This is a genomic window from Paenibacillus sp. FSL M7-0420 (genome assembly GCF_038002345.1).
Taxonomy (GTDB): domain Bacteria; phylum Bacillota; class Bacilli; order Paenibacillales; family Paenibacillaceae; genus Paenibacillus_AQ.
Genome location: NZ_JBBOCJ010000001.1, coordinates 2,725,399 through 2,744,122 on the forward strand (window position 1 = coordinate 2,725,399; position 18,724 = coordinate 2,744,122).

Genomic DNA, 18,724 nt, shown 5'->3' on the forward strand with positions numbered 1-18,724 from the left:
TAGTATGGCACCTAAATTATCTTTTCATCAAGAAAACAATATCTTTTTTGTAAATGATCAATGTGAGGAAACGCTGGTTATTGTGTGTATTAAAGCTGGATGTGGACAGGAACCTATAGGTAAAAACGGAATAGCTCATTTGGTTGAGCATATTTGTCTTTCCTATCGACATTATATTCCTACATCTACTATTCGTTTTAAAATATTCAATAGGGTTTGTTTACGTTCGTCCGGAATTACTAATTATGGACAAACCATATTATTGTTCTCTTTTTCCTCACATATGGATAATATCTATACATTCCATCAAATTTTAAAAGTAGTGCTTGATACTACTATTATCACCAAAGAAACTTTTGAAAAATCAAAATCTGAGATATTAACCGAATGTAAGCAGAAAGCATCTCAGTGGTACTGGCAGCAGGATATTATCTCATTTATAACAGATAGACAAATTAATGAGCTTCCCGTAGGAAATGAAGATGAAATAGCATCACTAAAAATGAGAGATGCAATCACATTTCTTCAAAAATACTATATTCCAAATAATATGGCACTTGTTTATTTTTCTGGATTGCAGATGAAAGATATTCTATCAAATCTATATCAAGAAATACCAGGTTTTGAGACTGGAATTTCTAAACGATTAAACTATAATGCAAGTTTTAATGATACCAAAAACCAAAAGTGTAGCTTGTCGGTTTGCAGACTGGAGCATCCTTCTTATCATAATGTAGTTGAAATCTATTATCAGTATTCTTATAAATCTTTAAATCTGAAGTCAAAGATAACAAGAATGTTATATGAAGCTGTTACAAAAAAAAGTATTGATGAATATGTATCTGCATCTCCATATGCTCATAGGTGCTCTGGCATTTCAGTAACAGACAAGCATGTTTCCGCTAATCTTTATTATGTTGTATTTTCATTGAGCTTTACTACTATAGATGATACACTATCTCGTTTTGCAGAAAATGTTGTTAACTTTTTAAATCATTTGTTGATTACAGAAGAAATACTGCAAGCATCGAAAGAAAATATTTCGCCATTTTTCTATGAACAAGAAGAACCGAACAGAGTTCAGACATTTCAGAATTTATCTTGTCATATTTTTTATGGCGAACCCATTCATATAACTACCAACCAATACAGTCAGTTAAAGGAATTAATTGATCAAATTGAGGTTAGCGATCTTATGGATTACAGGGAATGGATATTGAATGCTCCTTGTAAAATAGTAATCTCTACCTAAAAGGTGATGATAAAGGTGATTGGAAAAATAAAAAGATTGGAGCAAAATTGCTGGATTTTTGCAAAGACTATTATTCTGCTTTGGAAGACCAGTCCTGCTAATTTCTTATTTATTTTTTTTGTTGATACAATTATAGGGTTTACAGTTCCTGGGAAGCTATGGGTATGGAAAGAATTTATTGATGCGGCAACCGAAGTTCTCAGTGCACCGTCAATTTCCTTTAAAAAGATGTTTATATGGTTAGCAATAAATTTTTTTCTTGTACTACTCAGTTCTGTGTTAGGCAAGGTGTCGAACTTTGTACAGAACTTGTTTTCTGCGAATTTGAATAAAGCTATAACTGATAAGATACTCCATAAAATAATGATATTAGAAATGAAAGATTTGGATGACTCACACACTTATAATCAAATTCAGAAGTCCAGTGAAGAATCGTTAAACAGAAGTATGAATATTATGAAAACTACGGTTAGCTTTATTAATAATATTACATCTCTTTTTGGCATTATAGGAATTCTTGTGTTTTTGAAACCTTCTGTGGTTATGCTTTGCCTAATTTCAGCAGTTCCCATGTTTTATATCAGCATCAGAATTCTAAACAAATGGTTTAATGTGTTTAATGAACGGGTTGAGCAAAATCGGTTCATTAGACATTTGAAAACAATATTAGTAACAAATAATTATGTCAAAGAACTGAAGATTTCCCGCTCAGATCAATTTCTCACCAAGACTATTCTTGAAATAATGCAAAAATACATAACTGAAGATAAAAGAATTAGAAAGCGTTTTTTAATAGAAAACTCTTTTGTAGATATCGTAGATAATTCACTGATGTATATCATTAAGGTTTTTGTAGTAATTATATGCGTAAATAACAGGTTAACAATTGGATCGTTAACGATGTATGTAACAGCGGTGGATAACTTAAAGAATACAGTGTCAAATATCCTTTCGTTAATATCTATGGCTTATGAGAATTGTCTATACATGCAAAGTATATTTCAATTGTTAGAGATTCCTGAAGAGAAACAGGATATGAAAAAAGAATTTCCGGTTACATTTAAGCGGATAGAATTTAGGAATGTTACCTTTAAGTATCCAGGTTCAAATTATTATGCACTTAAGAACATTAACATTGTGCTAAATGCTGGATATGCCTATGCACTTGTGGGGCTGAACGGATCTGGAAAAACAACTTTAATCAAGATGCTTTTGAACTTATATCAACCAACTGAGGGAGATATTTTAGTAGATGGTATAAACATCAATGAATATAACCGTTCAACCTTGTTCCGGCATGTCGCCGCTGTATTTCAGGACTTTATTCAGTATCCGTTTGACGTTAAAACAAATATAGGATTAGGAAATTTAGAGGAGGTAGACAATCTGGACCAAATAATGGATGCAGCTAAAAAGACGGGAGCAGATGAATTTATTTCTCAGCTTCCTGAAAAATATGAAACAAGATTAAAGAAGGAGTGGTCTGGAAGTGTAGATCTTTCGCTGGGACAATGGCAAAAATTAGCTATTACACGGGCTTTAATGAAACCTTCCGCTATTCTGATTCTGGATGAGCCCACTGCATCATTAGATGTGGTTTCGGAGCATGAAATATTCAAGCAGTTTCAAGAAATGAAATTTAGCAGACTATGTATAATGGTTACTCATAGATTCGTTAATACAAGAGATGTAGACAATATTATTGTATTAGAGTCAGGAGAAATAAGAGAATTGGGTACGCATGCCGAACTGATTCAGCAGGAAGGACTGTATGCCCGTCTATACAGAATGCAGGCGGATTCATATGAAAAAGAATCGGGTCAAGAGATTCACGAAAAAGTCACAATATAATTCCATTTTTTATCGCACAAATTAGTTATACATAATAAGGAAAGGAGGGAACTACGTGGATGAGGTGGAGTGGATCCGAAGAATACAGGAAGGGGAGACGCAGTATCTTACACCGCTGATCGAGCATTACTACCCAGGGATTCAGAAGTACTGCTACTACAGGGTCCGAAGTGAGGAAGAAGCAAAAGATCTGACTCAGGAAACCTTCTATCGATTCTGCAGAAGTATTGACAAGTATAGGCATGCGGGAAAATGCCTTGCCTATTTATACACAATCGCCCGGAATCTTTGTAATGATTACCTGCAAAAACGCCGCTCATTATCTTGGGAGCAAGTGCAGGAAGCAGAAAAAGTATATAGATGGCAAACCCCTTCTATTGAAGAGCAAGTGGAAGGAGAGCAACTGGTGACTGAACTGCTTCTGCTGCTGCCTGAAGAACAGAGGGAAATGGTCTTTATGCGATACTGTCTGGACATGACTTTTCGCGACATTGCCCGTGTTACGGGAGTGAATGTATGCATAGCCCAATATAAGGTGAATCGCGGACTAGTTGTATTTAGAAACTATTTAGAAAGGAGTGAGTTTTTTGAAAAAGAAAAAGAAACATTTCATCACAACTACACTAAGAGGCTACCCTTCGTTTCCCGTTGATCATGAGCGAGTAGAACAAACCATTTATGGGGCTAATGAGATGCTGAGACAAGCACATGTCACGCGAAGAATCTCATTTCCAGAGTTTTATAAGGCTCAACTTTCTTTTATCAGTTGGAAAGTATGGATGCTACAACTGTTAATTGTCGCTGGAATGGGCGTACTTCTATATCAATTTGTGAATCGACCTCACGGAGATATTGAAATTGTCATGCTGGCTTCTATTGCTGCTCCATTATTAGTGATTACGGGTTTACAGACACTGACCCGATCTTTGACTTGTCATATGATAGAGATTGAATTAAGCACCTGGCGGAGGCTGGAGAAGCTGACACTGGTGCGCATGAGTCTGCTTGGCATTGCGGATCTAATCGGTCTGATCATTTTGGCCATTCTCTTGAACGTTTGGATAGAGATGGAGATTGTGAGCCTCCTGCTATATCTTCTGGTACCGTTCAATGTGTCATGTCTTGGATCCCTTTGGTTAATGAACCGAGTTCGTAACACAAATTGTGGATATTACTGTCTGGCGTATTGCGGACTGTTGATTATAGTACAGATTATTTGTACATTTACTCCTTCCTTATCTTTATTTATTTCATCAGCAGACACATTGTGGGGAATAGTACTGTTTCTTTCTTTGGGTGGGATTGTGTACGAGACTCTAGGGGTAAGCAAGAACTTCAAAAGTCTGGATACAGCCGTGAAATTACATTAATATTTATAAGTTTATAGTAGACAGATCAATTGTGATTATAAGGAGAAGTGTGGAATGCTTGAACTAAAATTAAATCAAGTGAGTAAAAAATTTTCTGCTAAAAGAGCGGTAAACGGGATCTCAATCCAGCTTTCTAATGGTGTCTATGGTCTACTGGGAGCAAATGGTGCAGGAAAAACAACACTGCTACGAATGATCTGTGGAGTCCTGAACCCTACATCGGGTACGATCCAGATGAATAAAGAGGATATCAGTGACATGGGGGAGCGCTATCGTGACTTGCTTGGCTATCTGCCCCAAGACTTCGGTTATTATCCTGATTTCAGTGCAGAGGAGTTTCTGTGGTATGTTGGATCGCTAAAGGGATTGACTTTGGCGGCATCAAAAGGGAAAGCACGGGAATTACTGGGCACAGTGGCTCTGGAGGATGTGGCCCGGAAGAAAATTCGTACCTTTTCTGGAGGAATGAAGCAGCGGCTGGGTATTGCACAGGCTCTTCTTAATGATCCCCGCATTCTGGTACTGGACGAGCCTACGGCAGGTCTGGATCCTAAAGAACGTGTCCGTTTCCGCAATTTACTTGCTGATCTAGCCAGGGATAAAATAGTAATTTTGTCAACCCATATTGTATCCGATGTGGAATATATTGCCGATCAAATTCTCGTAATGAAAAAAGGGGAGTTGATGACAAGCGGAACGGTTGATCAACTTACAGCAACGATGAAAGGACGCGTATGGACTTGTCATGTCCCGCTTCGGGATGCTGAGGAATGGAATGCCCGTTATTGCGTAAGTAATTTACGCCATGAAGGGGATCAGGTGGAATTGAGAATTGTGTCCGCAGATCAACCGAACGAGACGGCGATATCAGTCGTACCCTCATTGGAGGACTTCTATTTATATCATTTTCAGGATGAAGAAACAGTCACGGCTGAAGAAAAATAGGAGGCGTGTTCCATGGATATACTAACCCGGTTTGAACTGCGAAAGATTATCCGTAAAAAAACATTTTATGCAGGAATTTTATTTTTAGTAGCGGTGGCGTTATTTTTATCTATTGTACTGGTTGCAAATATGCAAATGACCGGTAAGGATGGACAGTTTGTGAATGGAGTTGCAGCCATCCGGCTGGAAAGAGAGTACAATCGGCAGCTTGCTGGTCCGTTAACTATAGCAGCAATGGAGGCCGCTATAAGAAGGCATCAGGACTTACTTCATGATCCTAATAACCTGGACAAGAAGGGGGAGATGACTGTCGAAGCTAATGCAAAATATGATATAAAGGATAATCAAATTCAATTCTTAATTACGGATGCCTTCTCTCCTGCTAATGCATACGATTATTATCTAATCGACAAAATCAACCCTGAAGAGATGCAGGGATTTTATCAGCGACGGTTGGATAAGGTGAGAGAATTTTTAAATAGCAATGATTCTGATAACAACTATACTGCCAAAGAGAAAGCTTATTTTACAAAAATGAACGAAGGAATTCCAGTGCCTTTTCAAATGGACTATGTTACCGGCTGGAAAAATGTATTTGAAAATTTACCGGATCTCTTTCTAATCATTGCTTTTGTTATTGGGTTCTGTCTCGCACCGGTTTTTGCTGGGGAGTATCAGAGAGGAACTGATGCTATAGTTTTATCTACTCGTTATGGTAGAAGCAAAGTTATTGCTGCTAAATTAAAAGCAAGCTTTATAGTTTCTGTAGGACTAATTTTTTCTCCAATTGCAATATATACTTTCCTGATACTTGGGGTGTTTGGATTTGATGGTGCAGGTGCCCACGTGCAAATGATCAGGTTTTTGGCTCCCGTTCCCTTCACGGTGATTGAGACCTACCTGTGGACAGTATTGATCGGTAGTCTGGCGTGTCTTATGGTAGGAGCTTTGACACTTTGGCTCTCTAGCCGGATGAGCAATTCATTCACAGTTATTGTTGCAACTGGAGTTTTTCTTGTAGGTACGCAGTTTATTCCCGAAAGCAAAAATAGTCGTCTATTAAGATATCTGACAGATCTGCTCCCAGGAAATATGTTTGACAGCTTTAGAAAGATAACTGGTTATCAAATATTTAATATTGGGGGACAGTTGGTTCCAACGTATAAAATAATGGTTGGATTTTCGATTATTGCTATAGCACTTCTGATACCTTTTACTTATCAGGCATTCAAAAAGCATCAGGTTGTATAGGGGGCTTGACTTATGGACGTGCTAACCCGTTTTGAAATACGGAAAATAATAAGGGGCAAATTATTTTATCTCGCCATTGGACTTGTGATGGCTGTTGTCTTACTTTTGGTCAACATGAGGTTTACTGGGGCATACATAACCGATCAAACGGGGAAGGGAATTAAAGGTATTGCAGCAATTGCTTTGGAAAAAAAATATGCGCGTCAGCATGCCGGACCCTTGTCAACGGAAAAAATAGCAAATGCGATTGAACGCCATAATAAAATTTTGCTTGATCCGAAGAATATTGATTATAAAGGGAATTTAAATCAGCATGCTTATGCTGTATATGAAGTTCCAGATGAACAGATCAATACGCTAATACGGTATGCTTTTTCACCCTTAAGCCAGTTCGATTATTCTGTAATGAATAGATTACATGAGGATGATGCAAAGAGATTTTATGAGAAGCGGATGGAAAAAATAAATGGATATTTAGATTACGATTATTCTTATGGTAATTATTCAGATAGGGAGAAAGCTTTTTTTAATGCAATGAACGAAAAACTTCGCGTTCCCTTTCAGATGGATTATGTTACCGGCTGGGAGAAGGTATTTCAAAATCTTCAAAACCTTTTTTTGGTGATCGCTTTAGCTATTGGAATATGTCTTGCTCCAATCTTCGCTGGTGAATATCAGCGGGGGACTGATGCGATAATTTTGTCTACACGTTATGGCAGGAATAAGGTGATCACTGCCAAACTCAAGGCGAGCTTTATCCTATCTTTAGGTTTACTCTTCTTAGCACTCATGCTATACACACTTCTTCTTCTGGGGATATTTGGTTTTGAGGGCACGGGAGCCAGTGTACAGATCATTGATCTTTTAGCTCCCGTTAATTATACGGTAATCCAAGCATATCTGTGGACGATCTTGATTGGTAGTTTAGGCTGTCTGATGGTAGGAGCATTGACGTTATGGCTGTCTAGCAGTATGAATAGTCCCTTTTCAGTTATTATTGTAATTGGTATATTTGTGATTGCTCCATTCTTTATTCCTGCAAGCAAGAGCAGCCGTTTGTTTAATCAACTGATGGATTTATTACCTGCTAATATGTTTAATGGTTTCAAAAAAATCACTTCATATGAAGTAATTGATCTATTCGGTGCATTAATTCTAGAGTATAAGTTCATGACAGGATTCGCTATTATTGTTATAGCAGCATTGCTTCCACTTACTTTTAGAGCATTTAAGAACCATCAGGTAACCTGATTAAGAATAAAGTGTACTTTATGTATTATTATTAATCAGCCTGTAGACTGCCGATAAATTAATAAAAATAGCTTTAAAAAAAGATGGAGACTCTCGCAGGGTTGAAGTCTTCTTTTTTGTATTATATAGAAGCACAGCTGAACGAAAACCTAAGTGCCAAGAGCTGGAGTCCCGCATGAATTTAATCACGGCAAAAATGCGGGAGATTGGGATTTAATAGAAATGAACGATCTGGCCGGATGGTTCGTATTATAGTTATTTGCTAACACCAAGGAAGAGGTGAGAGGAAATGCTGACCATCAAGAATTTTACGAAGAGTTATAAAGGCGGCGCAAAGGCCGTGGATGATCTTAGCCTTGAGGTTGAACGGGGCGACATCTACGGCTTCATCGGGCATAACGGCGCTGGCAAGACCACGACGATCCGCGCTGTGGTGGGCGTGCTTGATTTTGAACAAGGGGAGATTGAAATTGACGGCATCTCAATTAAAAAAGATCCGTTAGCCTGCAAGGCGAAAATTGCCTACATCCCGGATAACCCGGACCTGTACGATCACCTGACGGGGATTCAGTACCTGAATTTCATCGGCGATCTCTTCAGTGTATCGAAGTCCACCCGGGAGCGGCTGATCGGGCAATACGGCGATGCCTTCCAGCTCACAGCCAGTCTGGGCGACTTGATCTCCTCGTATTCCCACGGCATGAAGCAGAAGCTGGCCATTATCTCGGCGCTGATTCATGAGCCGAAGCTGCTGGTGCTGGACGAACCCTTTGTCGGCCTTGATCCGAAGGCGGCGCATACGCTGAAGACGATCATGGCAGATGTGTGCAGCAGAGGCAGTGCGATTTTCTTCTCCACGCATGTGCTGGATACTGCTGAGAAGCTCTGCAATAAGATTGCGATCATCAAAGGCGGACGGCTGATTGCCCATGGTAAGACCGAAGAGGTCAGGGGCGAGAACAGCCTGGAGGATGTATTCATGGAGCTGATCAATCATGATTAATGTCTGGAGATTAACGAAGCTGCAGCTATTGTCCTCCTTCGGCCTCAATAAAGCGCTGCATACGAAAGACCCTGCGGAGAGACGGAAGGCGCTGTTGCTCAGCATTGCGATGATAGCCGGGATACTCATGATCGGAGCCGTGTCATTCGGCTACAGCTTCATGATGGCGCAGTCGTTCGAGCAGCTTGGGAGGATGGACTTATTGCTGGCAGTGATGATGGCGGTCACTTCGCTGGTAGGCTTCTTCACTACGGTCTATAAGGCAAGCGGGGTATTATTCAGTTACAAAGACTACGATATGATCATGTCGCTTCCCGTGAAGACCAGCCATGTGGTGGCGAGCCGTGTGCTTCAGCTTTATGTGATGAATCTGTTCTTCACGCTGCTGGTCATGCTTCCGGCGGGGGCGGTGTATGCGATACATGTGAAGCCGGGCGTGCTGTTCTACCTGTTTTTCCTATTGACGCTCTTCTTCATTAATCTGCTGCCGATTATAGCGGCTGCGCTTGTGGGCACCCTCATTAGCTGGGTCTCGTCCCGGTTCCGGGCGAGCAAAATCCTGAATATGATTCTCACGTTCGCCTTCATCATTGTGCTGATGCTGGGCTCGTTCACGCTCAATCAAGGGCAGCAGGCGATTGCAGATGTTGGGGCCGCCTTGGGTGATATGATTTACAAGGTGTATCCTCCGGCTTTCCTGTACGTTGATGCGGTCTGCTCGTACCGGGTAAGTGCCTTGCTCTTCTTCATCGCGGTGTCTGTGCTGGTCTTCATGCTCTTCTCAATCCTGCTGGCGACCCGGTATAAGGCGATTCATACAGGGCTTATGACCAGCCGGGCAAGCCGCGGATATACGATGAAGCCGCTACAGGCTAATTCAGCATTCAAGGCCTTGTATCTAAAGGAGCTGCGGCGTTATTTCAGCTCGGTCAATTATGTGCTGAACACAGGGATCGGCATGGTGCTGCTCCTGATGATGTCCATTTCCTTATTATTCGTCAGCTCAGAGCAGCTGGGAACCATTCTTGACATCCCGCAGCTGTCGGACTCTCTAAGTACGCTGAGTCCGCTGGTGATCTCTCTGTTTGTTGTTCTGAGCTGCACCACGGCCTGCTCCATTTCGCTGGAAGGAAATCATCTGTGGATCTTGACCAGCTCCCCCGTGCCCAAACCGGCGATTGTATTCAGCAAAGTGGCGGTGAATCTCACCATTACGTTACCCATTACAGCTGTAAGCTGGGGGCTGCTGGCCTATACTCTGCGTGCCGGGTGGATGGAAAGTATATTAATGCTGGCCGTTCCGGTAATCTATGCCTGCTATTCCGCCCTGCTGGGCGTTATGGTGAACCTGAAGCTGCCCAAGCTCGACTGGACCAGTGAAGTTGCGGCGATCAAGCAGAGTGCGTCGGTGCTGGTAACGATGATTATCGGCGTTCTCACGCTGGCTGTTCCCGCCGTACTGTTCATGCTTCTTCCTGGAGTGGGCGGAAATCTCATTCTGCTGGGATACGGCATTCTAATGGCAGCGGTGTGCGCCGGTATGTACAGATATATCCAGATCAACGGAGAGAGGATGTTTCAGAAGCTGTAGTCCGCTTGTTGTGCACGCGGGGAGAAGTTTTTTTTCGGATACACCCGATTAGCCCCTTGAAGTTGCCGCGGCGTCAAGTGATAGGATAGCTAAGAGAGGAGGGTGAAATGAACAAGACTGTTGTTACCATACAGCAATTGTCGGAGCAACTCGGGCTGACTACGTGTATAGGCCATGAAATTGGGGGGACTATGAAAAAGTCAGAGGTTACACTAAGTAAAGCTACAGTGAAGGATGCGGCGGCGATTCATGCGTTGCAGCTTGAGGCCTTCATGCCGCTCTTAGAGAAATATCAGGATTATGAGACAAATCCGGCTAATGAAACGTTGGAGAGACTCGTAGAACGGATGAATCAGGAATTTGTTAATTACTATATCATCCGAAACGCCGGGAATGCTGTAGGCAGTATCAGAGTCAAGAAAATAGAAGAGCATCATTACTGGCTCGGTCAATTATGTGTAGTTCCGCAATCCCAAGGCCAAGGCATCGCCCAGCAGGCATTCGCCCGGATTGAAGAGATCTATTCGGATGCGAAAATGTGGGGGCTGGCGACCGTCGTCCAGGAAGAGCGGAACTGCTATTTGTATGAGAAGCTGGGCTACAGAAGGACCGATGAAATCCGGGAAATCAATGATAAGATGACCTTGTGCTTTTATGAGAAAAAGCTTGTTAAGTAAAGTTAATGCTGATAGCTAAGAAATACTGCATAAATTGCAACTCTGGTTGATTAATACCTAAGTATTCGGGAGAAATGTTGTATAAAAAGCAGGAATAGTCCCGTCCAGCTGTCTGGTGGAGGCGGAGAAGCTGCCTTTTGTGCAACATTTTTTGATTACGGGCCTTAGAGTGAGCAGAATGTTGCAATATGTGCAGGATTGTCACTGTTCATCTAGTAAAATGTGTTCAAAAACTATTAGTTCAGCGGCCTCTTCTTAGGAAGGGGCTATTTATTGTACTCAAGTACTTGACAACTGTAACTATAGAAAGTAAAGTGAGGATATAAATTATCTTAACTTAAAGATAATATTCAACCAAATATCTTAAAGTAAAGATATAATTCGATTTTATTAACTTAGGAGGCAATTCAAATGAACAAACAAACCATGGGTATTCATCATATCACCGCGATTGTCGGGCATCCGCAGGAGAATATGGACTTTTATGCAGGCGTACTGGGGCTGCGGCTGGTGAAGCAAACGGTCAATTTCGATGATCCGGGAACGTATCATTTCTACTTCGGCAATGATGGCGGGAAGCCGGGAACCATTATTACCTTCTTCCCATGGGCGGATGCGTACCAGGGTAAGATCGGCGGGGGCCAGGTTGGCGTTACTTCGTATGTGATTCCGGCCCAGGCGATGGCGTTCTGGAGAGAGCGGCTCACGGCATTCAAGGTGGCTTACACAGAGATGGAGCGGTTTGGCGAGCAGTACCTGGAATTCGATGATCCGCACGGCCTGCATCTGGAGCTGGTGGAACGGGAGGCGGGTGAGCGTAATGAATGGACCTTCGGCGGAGTAACGCCCGAGGTGGCGATCAAGGGCTTCGGCGGCGCGACGCTGCTGTCCACTCATCCGGAACAAACCGCTGAGCTGCTGGAGAAGGTGATGGGACTTACATTCGTGGGGCAGGAAGGCGATGTCGCCCGCTACCGCTCGGCTGCAGATCTGGGCAATGTGATTGAGCTGAAGGTGACGGCTGTACCGCGTGGTGAAATGGGGGTTGGCACTGTCCACCATATTGCCTGGAGAGCGAAGGATGACCAGGATCAGCTTGAATGGCAGGATTATGTGCATGATAATGGATATGGGGTAACGCCGGTGCAGGACCGAAATTATTTCAACGCTATCTACTTCAGAGAGCATGGGGAGATTCTGTTCGAGATCGCTACCGATCCTCCGGGCTTCGCTCATGATGAAACGCCGGAGACGATGGGGACCAGCCTGATGCTGCCGGAACAATACGAGCCGCACAGAGCAAAGATTGAACAAGTTCTGCTGCCGGTTACTGTAAGAGCGCTTGACTAATCTGCTTTGACATTAAAAAGGAGGCATGAGCATGATCCCTATTGATCCGCAGCAGGGCACCGAACGGGATAATTATAAGCTTCTGATCGGGACAATTATCCCGCGTCCGATTGCTTTTGTAACCACCTTGTCGGAGGGAGGGGTCTTGAACGGTGCGCCGTTCAGCTACTTCAATATCGTATCCTCCAATCCGCCGATGATCTCTATCTCTATTCAGCATGCCGGGGGCCAGTCGAAGGATACTGCACGCAACATTAAGCAAATGAAGGAGTTTGTGGTTCATATTGTGGATGAGCAGAATGTCGGACAGGTGAATATGACCGCCGCGCCTTTGCCGCCGGATCAGAGTGAGATAACCTTAGCCGGAATGACGCCTGTAGATAGCCTGCGCATTAAGGTTCCCGGCGTTCAGGAAGCGAAGGTGCGGATGGAATGTGTCCTTGAGCAGTGTCTGGAGCTGCCAAATACTGATCTATTGATCGGCAGGATCGTGCAGTTTCATCTGGACGAGGCGATCTACGAACAGGGGAGAATTAATCCGGTGGCATTAGGGGCGGTCAGCCGTCTGGCCGGGAATAACTATGCGGGGATCGGGGAGATTTTTGAGATTGAGCGGCCGTTGTAACGGCTGTGCTGGTGAGCAGACGGTTAGCCGTTTCAGCGGGGGATAGCGGGCAATACAAGGACAGGTTATCACCTAAACAACAAAACCCTGGCGCAAGCGCCAGGGTTATTTATGATTCAGGAAGTATTGCATACAAAGAAATAATATGCTAATGTTAGAAGACTGTTGACTATTTTTAAAAATCAGATCGGAGGTAACGCATCTTATTTATATTTTAATTATAGCAAAGGGACATCCGGTTTGTCAACCCGCCTGTTTGGGACTATTTCAAGAAAGAGGAGTGATCAGGTGATGGAGAAGGTAAGCAGCTGGGAGCAGGAGCAGGAGTGGCTGGAGCAGGTGAAGGAGAAGCTGAAAGCGGGGATCGCTGAGCTGGAGCCGGAGGTCGGGCAGCTGAAGGAGCAGGCCACAGACATCCGCCGGAGATTCTGGGAAGAGGTAACGGTCAATACGAGTACGGAGGAGGATTTCGAAGAGAGCTTTTTCACCATTACCCAGCAGGACGCAGTCCTGTCAGAACGGGAACGCAGTCATGCGCGGAAGCTGCGGCAATGGAAGAATATGCAACGGCTGCTGCCGTCGCCTTATTTTGGGCGGATAGATTTTCATGAGGAGGGTCAGAAGGCTGTGGAACAGGTCTATATCGGAGTGTCCTCCTTCATCGAAGAGGATGGTCTGAGCTTCGTGGTCTATGACTGGCGGACCCCGATTGCGAGCCTGTACTACGACTATCCGCCGGGAAAAGCAGCCTTCGACACACCTGGAGGACGGATTAGCGGAACGATGGAACTGAAGCGGCAGTACCAGATCCGTGACGGTCAGCTCCAGCATTTGTTCGATTCTAGCGTTACAATCGGAGATGAACTGCTCCAGCAGGTGCTTGGCAAAGGCGCAGATTCACAAATGAAGAGCATCGTAGCCACGATTCAGGCCGAGCAGAACGCGATTATCCGTAACGATACCAGCCGGATGCTTATTGTGCAAGGAGCGGCGGGCAGCGGCAAAACCTCGGCAGCGCTCCAGCGCGTAGCCTATCTGCTGTACAAACACCGGGAGCGGCTCACGGCGGATCAGATCGTATTATTTTCCCCGAACCCGATGTTCAACAGCTATGTATCCACCGTTCTTCCGGAGCTGGGTGAAGAGAATATGCAGCAGACGACCTTTCAGGAGTATCTGGAAACGTGGCTGGGTCAGGATTACCGGATAGAAGATTCGTTCGATCAGATGGAATACGTGCTTACCGCTCAGCAGGAAGAGGGTTATGAAGCCCGTCTTAAGGGAGTCGGATATAAGGCGTCGGAAGCCTTCCTCCGGGCACTTCAGGGTTATGCGCAGTGGCTGAAGCTGGAGGGGATGCTGTTCAAGGACATTTGCTTCCGGGACCGCGTGTTAATCTCGGGGCAGCAGATCAAGAGCAAGCTGTACAGCTATGATCCTTCGATTCGTCTGCCGAACCGGGTGGAGCTGGTGCAGAAATGGCTGCTCACCGAGCTGGCGGGACTACAGAAGGAGGAGCAAGGGGCAGCCTGGGTAGAGGAAGAGATGAATTACCTCGACAATGACCAATATGCTGAAGTGCACGGTAAGCTGCACAGAGAGAAGGGCGTGTTCGACTTCGCGGAGAAATACCTTCGCCTGCAGGAGCTGCTGGTGCATAAGCGGGAGCAGGATGAAGGGGACTTCGATTACGCCGAGCGGGAGGAGGCGCTGCTGGGAGAGATGATCGTGAAGGAGCAGTTCAAACCGCTGAGACGGGGGATCAGGAAGTTCACCTTTATCGACATGGCCGGGCTCTACCGTCAATTGTTCAGTGATGAAACGGCCTACAGGGAAATGACAGGTGAAGCGGAGGTACCGGAGCTATGGCCGGAGATCTGTGCGCAGACCCGGAAGATGCTGGATAGCGGGACACTCTGGTATGAAGATGCGACCCCGTATTTGTATTTAAAAGAGCTGATCGAGGGTGTGCGGACGAATACGCAGGTGCGGCATATTTTCGTGGATGAAGGCCAGGATTATTCCATGTTCCAGTATGAGTTCCTCAAAAAGCTGTTTCCGCGTGCCCGCATGACGGTGCTGGGAGACTTCGGCCAGGCGATCTTCACGCAGGCGACGAATCTGTATGGAAGCAGCTCACCGCTGCTAAAGCTCTATGGAGAAGAAGAGACTAACCAGTTCCTGCTGGTCCGCAGCTACCGCTCGACCTTTGAGATTGTGGAGTTCACGAAGCGGCTGCTGCCCGGCGGCGAGGCGATTGTGGCTTTTGAGCGGAGGGGCCGGAAGCCTGTATTGGCTAAGCTGGACAATCATGAGTTGAGGGCGGAGCGAATCGTGAAAGATCTCGCGGAGCTTCAGGCTGAAGGCTATAGCTCCATCGCTGTGATTACGAAGACGGCCGCAGAGAGCAGAGAAACTTATGAGTGCCTGACGGCTCGAGGTAGCGCCCCGGAGCTGAAGCTGATTACAAAGAACACGCCAACTTTTGAAAAAGGAATACAGGTGATCCCTGCCTATCTCGCCAAAGGCGTCGAATTTGACGCGGTGCTAATCTACGATGCTTCTGCGCAGACGTATCATAGGGAGAGCGAGCGGAAGCTTTTTTATACGGCATGTACTCGGGCTATGCACCGGCTGCAGTTGTTTACTGCGGGGGAGTGGACGCCGTTTGTCGGTGGGGTAGATGGGGCGTTGTATGAGCAGACAGTAGCTACGCTATAGATCTAAGAAGGCCTCTCCAATTCAATGGAGGGGTCTTTGCTTGGAAGTTGGATTAGCAGATCAAATTGTACAACTCCCGGAAAAGATGCATAGTCATAGCGGCAGTTCCCATGGTAGACTTTAGAAAAATATTTAGGGGGATATAAATGCGTCGAGGTGTTGTTCTATTATTAATGATTGTGTTGCTTACTGCCTGCGGGTCATCAAACAAAGGATTATCCACAGATGATCTTGCAATTGTGAGAGTAACTGATGAAAAACAAATTGTAAGCTACGGTATGAGCCGTGCGTTAGCAGAAAAGGTGCTTGGAGAAGGTGAAGAAGATGGTAATACAAACTTTTTTAATTATGAGAGTGGTATAAGGATATTTTACCGGGATAATGCTGTAGTGTTTATCTATATGGGCGAAGATTCTAAAGGTGTCTACAAGACTGTACAAGGTGCTGAGATTAATATGAACCAAGATGATTTGAAAAGAATATACGGTAAAAATAATTTTATAGAACATGAAGGAATAGTTTCGGCCTATAGATATGATTCGATAAACAAAAAATATCTTACCGATTTTGAAGTTGGCTCAGAAGAAAGAGATAAGTTTTATGAAATAGGTTTTGCTTATAAAGGTGGAGAGGTTAAGGGGATAGGTTTGGCAGATTACAAAGCTTTCGCTGATAGGAAGTAATACCAACGGATATCCCATAAAGAACTTCATAATTAGCCCGCTGGCTTCAGCTAGTGGGCTTTTAAGCATAGACTTGCCTGGTCCGCCTATAAGAATGCAGTGAACGGCTCGGTAATACTTTTTTCATATCAAAACACTCGTTAAATGATATTTCACCTATTAATAGTGGTTTGTTACGCTTAAATTACTATTAATAAGGAGGTAAGAAGATGGAATATCGGAAATTGGGTGCTAGCGGCTTATCGGTCAGTGAGATTGCTTTTGGCAACTGGATTACGCATGGGGCACAAGTGGATAATGACACCGCCAAAGCTTGTGTCCATGCTGCATTGGATGCGGGAATTACTACATTTGACACCGCAGATGTGTATTCGGATACGAAGGCGGAGACGGTGCTGGGGCAAGTCTTGTCAGGAGTGCGGCGCGAAAGCATCGAGTTATGTACCAAGGTCTATCAGCCTACAGGAACAGGACCTAATGACCGTGGTCTATCCCGGAAGCATATTATGGAAGCTTGTAACTCTTCGTTGAAAAGGTTACAGACGGATTATATAGACATTTATTATGCCCATAGATTTGATAAAAAGGTTTCGCTGGAGGAGACCTTCCTGGCCTTCTCTGATCTGGTGCGTCAAGGGAAGGTTCTGTATGTGGGGATCAGCGAATGGACGGCGGAACAGATCACACAAGCCGCGGTGTTGGCCCGGGAGCTGAGGGTTCCTCTGGTGGCCAGCCAGCCGCAATATTCGATGCTATGGCGGGTAATTGAAGCGGAGGTTATTCAGGCTTCTGAGCGGGAAGGGATCGGGCAGGTTGTCTGGTCACCGCTGGCCCAAGGCATTTTGTCGGGAAAATATCTGCCGAATCAACCTGTCCCGCAGGGGTCCCGTGCTTCGACTTCAGCGGGTTCTCCGTTTTTTGAACGATTGGCTGGCCAGTGGCTGCACACAGAGGTTCTTACGGCTGTATCCCGGCTGTCCTCACTTGCACACGAGGCGGGGCTGACGCTTCCGCAATTAGCCATAGCATGGGTGCTGCAGAATCCGCAGGTGTCGGCTGCAATCATTGGGGCATCCAGACCAGAGCAGGTACAAGAGAATGTGAAGGCTTCGGGGGTGCTTCTTGAACCTGATTTGCTGAGTGAGATCGACAGAATATTAGAGGGACTGGTTGAGCGTGATCCTGCAAAAACCGGGTGAGTAACGCTGTCCGCTCACCTTTCACCTGGAATTATGCTCTTGTAAAATCTCTATAAATGCAGAGAGGATGGCCTGATTCGTATCCGTTCTCCAGGCAGCGTAGAAGGGAACAGGCGGCGCATTTTCTTCGAAGGGTCTGAACACGACCCCGCTGCGCTGGAAGACGGAAACTGAAGAAGGGACAATGGAAACCCCCAGGTTCGCTGCCACAAGGTTAACAATGGTATACATCTGCACGGCTTCCTGTACAACCTGAGGGTAAACATCATGCTCAGCACAGAAGCCCATAATCAGATCATGAAAAGGAAGGCCGTGCTTACGCGGAAAGAAGACAAAAGGCTCAGAACGCAAAGCGGACACTGGCAATGCAGGAAGCTTGGCCAGCGGATGTTGATCAGGCAACACGGCAACCAGAGTTTCGTTGATCAGGCTGCAATGACTAATGTTCTTGGCCGGCTCAATGAAGCGAAGGAATCCAATATGGATGTTGCCGTCATGCAAGGCCTGCCATTGCTGGGCAGAAGTCATCTCCAGCAGGTTCAGCTGTATTTGAGGGAACCGTTGCCGGAAGATTTTGAGCACATCGACCATGATGCCGCCCTCTGCTGAACCGATGAAAGCTATATTTAAATGTCCAATGATGCCTTGGCTTGCCAGTTGTACCGTTCGAATAGACCGCTCCAGTTGAGATAAGATCCGGGTGGCTTCCTCCCAAAAAACAGATCCCGCTGGTGTGAGGCGGACTTGACGTTTGTTCCGTTCAAACAGCTTCACGCCAAGCTCTTGTTCCAGCGCTTGAATCTGCTGAGTCAACGGAGGCTGTGTCATATTTAATTTCTCTGCGGCACGATGGAAATGAAGCTCTTCCGCCACCGCAACGAAGTATTGTAATTTTCGTATATCCATTGTTGTGGTCCTCTTTTCCTACAGATAAAGCTAGTATAGCATAAGGGGT

General features: G+C 44.9%; 16 protein-coding genes. 15 read left to right on the top strand and 1 reads right to left on the bottom strand.

The features are described from left to right. Positions 1-4 precede the first annotated feature (4 nt). The 15 genes from MKX51_RS11305 (at position 5) to MKX51_RS11375 (ending at position 17,769) form a co-directional block, all read left to right on the top strand. Positions 5-1,252 (top strand): insulinase family protein, encoded by a 1,248-nt coding sequence (locus MKX51_RS11305; RefSeq protein WP_340992410.1) that lies wholly within the window; start codon positions 5-7, stop codon positions 1,250-1,252. Positions 1,253-1,267: 15 nt separating this feature from the next. Further along, positions 1,268-3,103: an ABC transporter ATP-binding protein gene (locus MKX51_RS11310; protein WP_340992411.1), complete on the top strand. Its 1,836-nt coding sequence runs from the start codon at positions 1,268-1,270 to the stop codon at positions 3,101-3,103. 55 nt (positions 3,104-3,158) lie between these two features. Further along, positions 3,159-3,755: an RNA polymerase sigma factor gene (locus tag MKX51_RS11315; RefSeq protein ID WP_340992412.1), complete on the top strand. Its 597-nt coding sequence runs from the start codon at positions 3,159-3,161 to the stop codon at positions 3,753-3,755. Then, a complete protein-coding gene (locus MKX51_RS11320; protein WP_340992413.1) occupies positions 3,691-4,473 on the top strand; it encodes a hypothetical protein in 783 nt (260 codons plus the stop codon). Before MKX51_RS11315 ends, MKX51_RS11320 begins: the two co-directional genes overlap by 65 nt. 54 nt (positions 4,474-4,527) lie before the next feature. Next, positions 4,528-5,418 carry an ABC transporter ATP-binding protein gene (locus MKX51_RS11325; protein WP_340992415.1) on the top strand — a complete coding sequence of 297 codons (891 nt, stop codon included), beginning with the start codon at positions 4,528-4,530 and terminating at the stop codon, positions 5,416-5,418. Positions 5,419-5,430: 12 nt separating this feature from the next. Further along, on the top strand, positions 5,431-6,669 hold the full coding sequence (locus MKX51_RS11330) for an ABC transporter permease (protein WP_340992416.1): 1,239 nt from the start codon (positions 5,431-5,433) through the stop codon (positions 6,667-6,669). A 12-nt stretch (positions 6,670-6,681) separates the two neighbouring features. After that, positions 6,682-7,920: an ABC transporter permease subunit gene (locus tag MKX51_RS11335; protein WP_340992417.1), complete on the top strand. Its 1,239-nt coding sequence runs from the start codon at positions 6,682-6,684 to the stop codon at positions 7,918-7,920. A gap of 289 nt (positions 7,921-8,209) precedes the next feature. After that, positions 8,210-8,923 (top strand): ABC transporter ATP-binding protein, encoded by a 714-nt coding sequence (locus MKX51_RS11340; protein WP_340992418.1) that lies wholly within the window; start codon positions 8,210-8,212, stop codon positions 8,921-8,923. Next, complete coding sequence (locus MKX51_RS11345) at positions 8,916-10,514, top strand: hypothetical protein (RefSeq protein WP_340992419.1); 1,599 nt, start codon at positions 8,916-8,918, stop codon at positions 10,512-10,514. Before MKX51_RS11340 ends, MKX51_RS11345 begins: the two co-directional genes overlap by 8 nt. 107 nt (positions 10,515-10,621) lie before the next feature. Beyond that, positions 10,622-11,191 (top strand): GNAT family N-acetyltransferase, encoded by a 570-nt coding sequence (locus tag MKX51_RS11350; RefSeq protein ID WP_340992420.1) that lies wholly within the window; start codon positions 10,622-10,624, stop codon positions 11,189-11,191. Between the two features lie 411 nt (positions 11,192-11,602). Continuing rightward, complete coding sequence (locus MKX51_RS11355) at positions 11,603-12,541, top strand: ring-cleaving dioxygenase (protein WP_340992421.1); 939 nt, start codon at positions 11,603-11,605, stop codon at positions 12,539-12,541. Between the two features lie 31 nt (positions 12,542-12,572). After that, positions 12,573-13,166: a flavin reductase family protein gene (locus tag MKX51_RS11360; RefSeq protein WP_340992422.1), complete on the top strand. Its 594-nt coding sequence runs from the start codon at positions 12,573-12,575 to the stop codon at positions 13,164-13,166. A 291-nt stretch (positions 13,167-13,457) separates the two neighbouring features. Further along, positions 13,458-15,887, top strand: a complete 2,430-nt coding sequence (gene helD / locus MKX51_RS11365) for an RNA polymerase recycling motor HelD (RefSeq protein ID WP_340992423.1) — start codon at positions 13,458-13,460, stop codon at positions 15,885-15,887. Positions 15,888-16,033: 146 nt separating this feature from the next. Beyond that, positions 16,034-16,570 (top strand): hypothetical protein, encoded by a 537-nt coding sequence (locus MKX51_RS11370; RefSeq protein WP_340992424.1) that lies wholly within the window; start codon positions 16,034-16,036, stop codon positions 16,568-16,570. Positions 16,571-16,779: 209 nt separating this feature from the next. Beyond that, a complete protein-coding gene (locus tag MKX51_RS11375) occupies positions 16,780-17,769 on the top strand; it encodes an aldo/keto reductase family protein (protein WP_340992425.1) in 990 nt (329 codons plus the stop codon). A 21-nt stretch (positions 17,770-17,790) separates the two neighbouring features. Here MKX51_RS11375 and MKX51_RS11380 read toward each other — a convergent pair whose 3' ends face one another. Then, the gene (locus tag MKX51_RS11380; RefSeq protein ID WP_340992426.1) at positions 17,791-18,675 is read right to left on the bottom strand and encodes a LysR substrate-binding domain-containing protein; all 885 of its coding nucleotides are present in this window, start codon (positions 18,673-18,675) and stop codon (positions 17,791-17,793) included. Between the last annotated feature and the right edge of the window lie 49 nt (positions 18,676-18,724).

Bases quoted from the DNA above. Each gene is read 5' to 3' on its own strand.
- MKX51_RS11305 (WP_340992410.1), top strand. From the start codon at position 5: ATGGCACCTAAATTATCTTTTCATCAAGAAAACAATATCTTTTTTGTA.
- MKX51_RS11325 (WP_340992415.1), top strand. From the start codon at position 4,528: ATGCTTGAACTAAAATTAAATCAAGTGAGTAAAAAATTTTCTGCTAAA.
- MKX51_RS11330 (WP_340992416.1), top strand. From the start codon at position 5,431: ATGGATATACTAACCCGGTTTGAACTGCGAAAGATTATCCGTAAAAAA.
- MKX51_RS11335 (WP_340992417.1), top strand. From the start codon at position 6,682: ATGGACGTGCTAACCCGTTTTGAAATACGGAAAATAATAAGGGGCAAA.
- MKX51_RS11340 (WP_340992418.1), top strand. From the start codon at position 8,210: ATGCTGACCATCAAGAATTTTACGAAGAGTTATAAAGGCGGCGCAAAG.
- MKX51_RS11345 (WP_340992419.1), top strand. From the start codon at position 8,916: ATGATTAATGTCTGGAGATTAACGAAGCTGCAGCTATTGTCCTCCTTC.
- MKX51_RS11350 (WP_340992420.1), top strand. From the start codon at position 10,622: ATGAACAAGACTGTTGTTACCATACAGCAATTGTCGGAGCAACTCGGG.
- MKX51_RS11355 (WP_340992421.1), top strand. From the start codon at position 11,603: ATGAACAAACAAACCATGGGTATTCATCATATCACCGCGATTGTCGGG.
- MKX51_RS11360 (WP_340992422.1), top strand. From the start codon at position 12,573: ATGATCCCTATTGATCCGCAGCAGGGCACCGAACGGGATAATTATAAG.
- helD (WP_340992423.1), top strand. From the start codon at position 13,458: ATGGAGAAGGTAAGCAGCTGGGAGCAGGAGCAGGAGTGGCTGGAGCAG.
- MKX51_RS11370 (WP_340992424.1), top strand. From the start codon at position 16,034: ATGCGTCGAGGTGTTGTTCTATTATTAATGATTGTGTTGCTTACTGCC.
- MKX51_RS11375 (WP_340992425.1), top strand. From the start codon at position 16,780: ATGGAATATCGGAAATTGGGTGCTAGCGGCTTATCGGTCAGTGAGATT.
- MKX51_RS11380 (WP_340992426.1), bottom strand. From the start codon at position 18,675: ATGGATATACGAAAATTACAATACTTCGTTGCGGTGGCGGAAGAGCTT.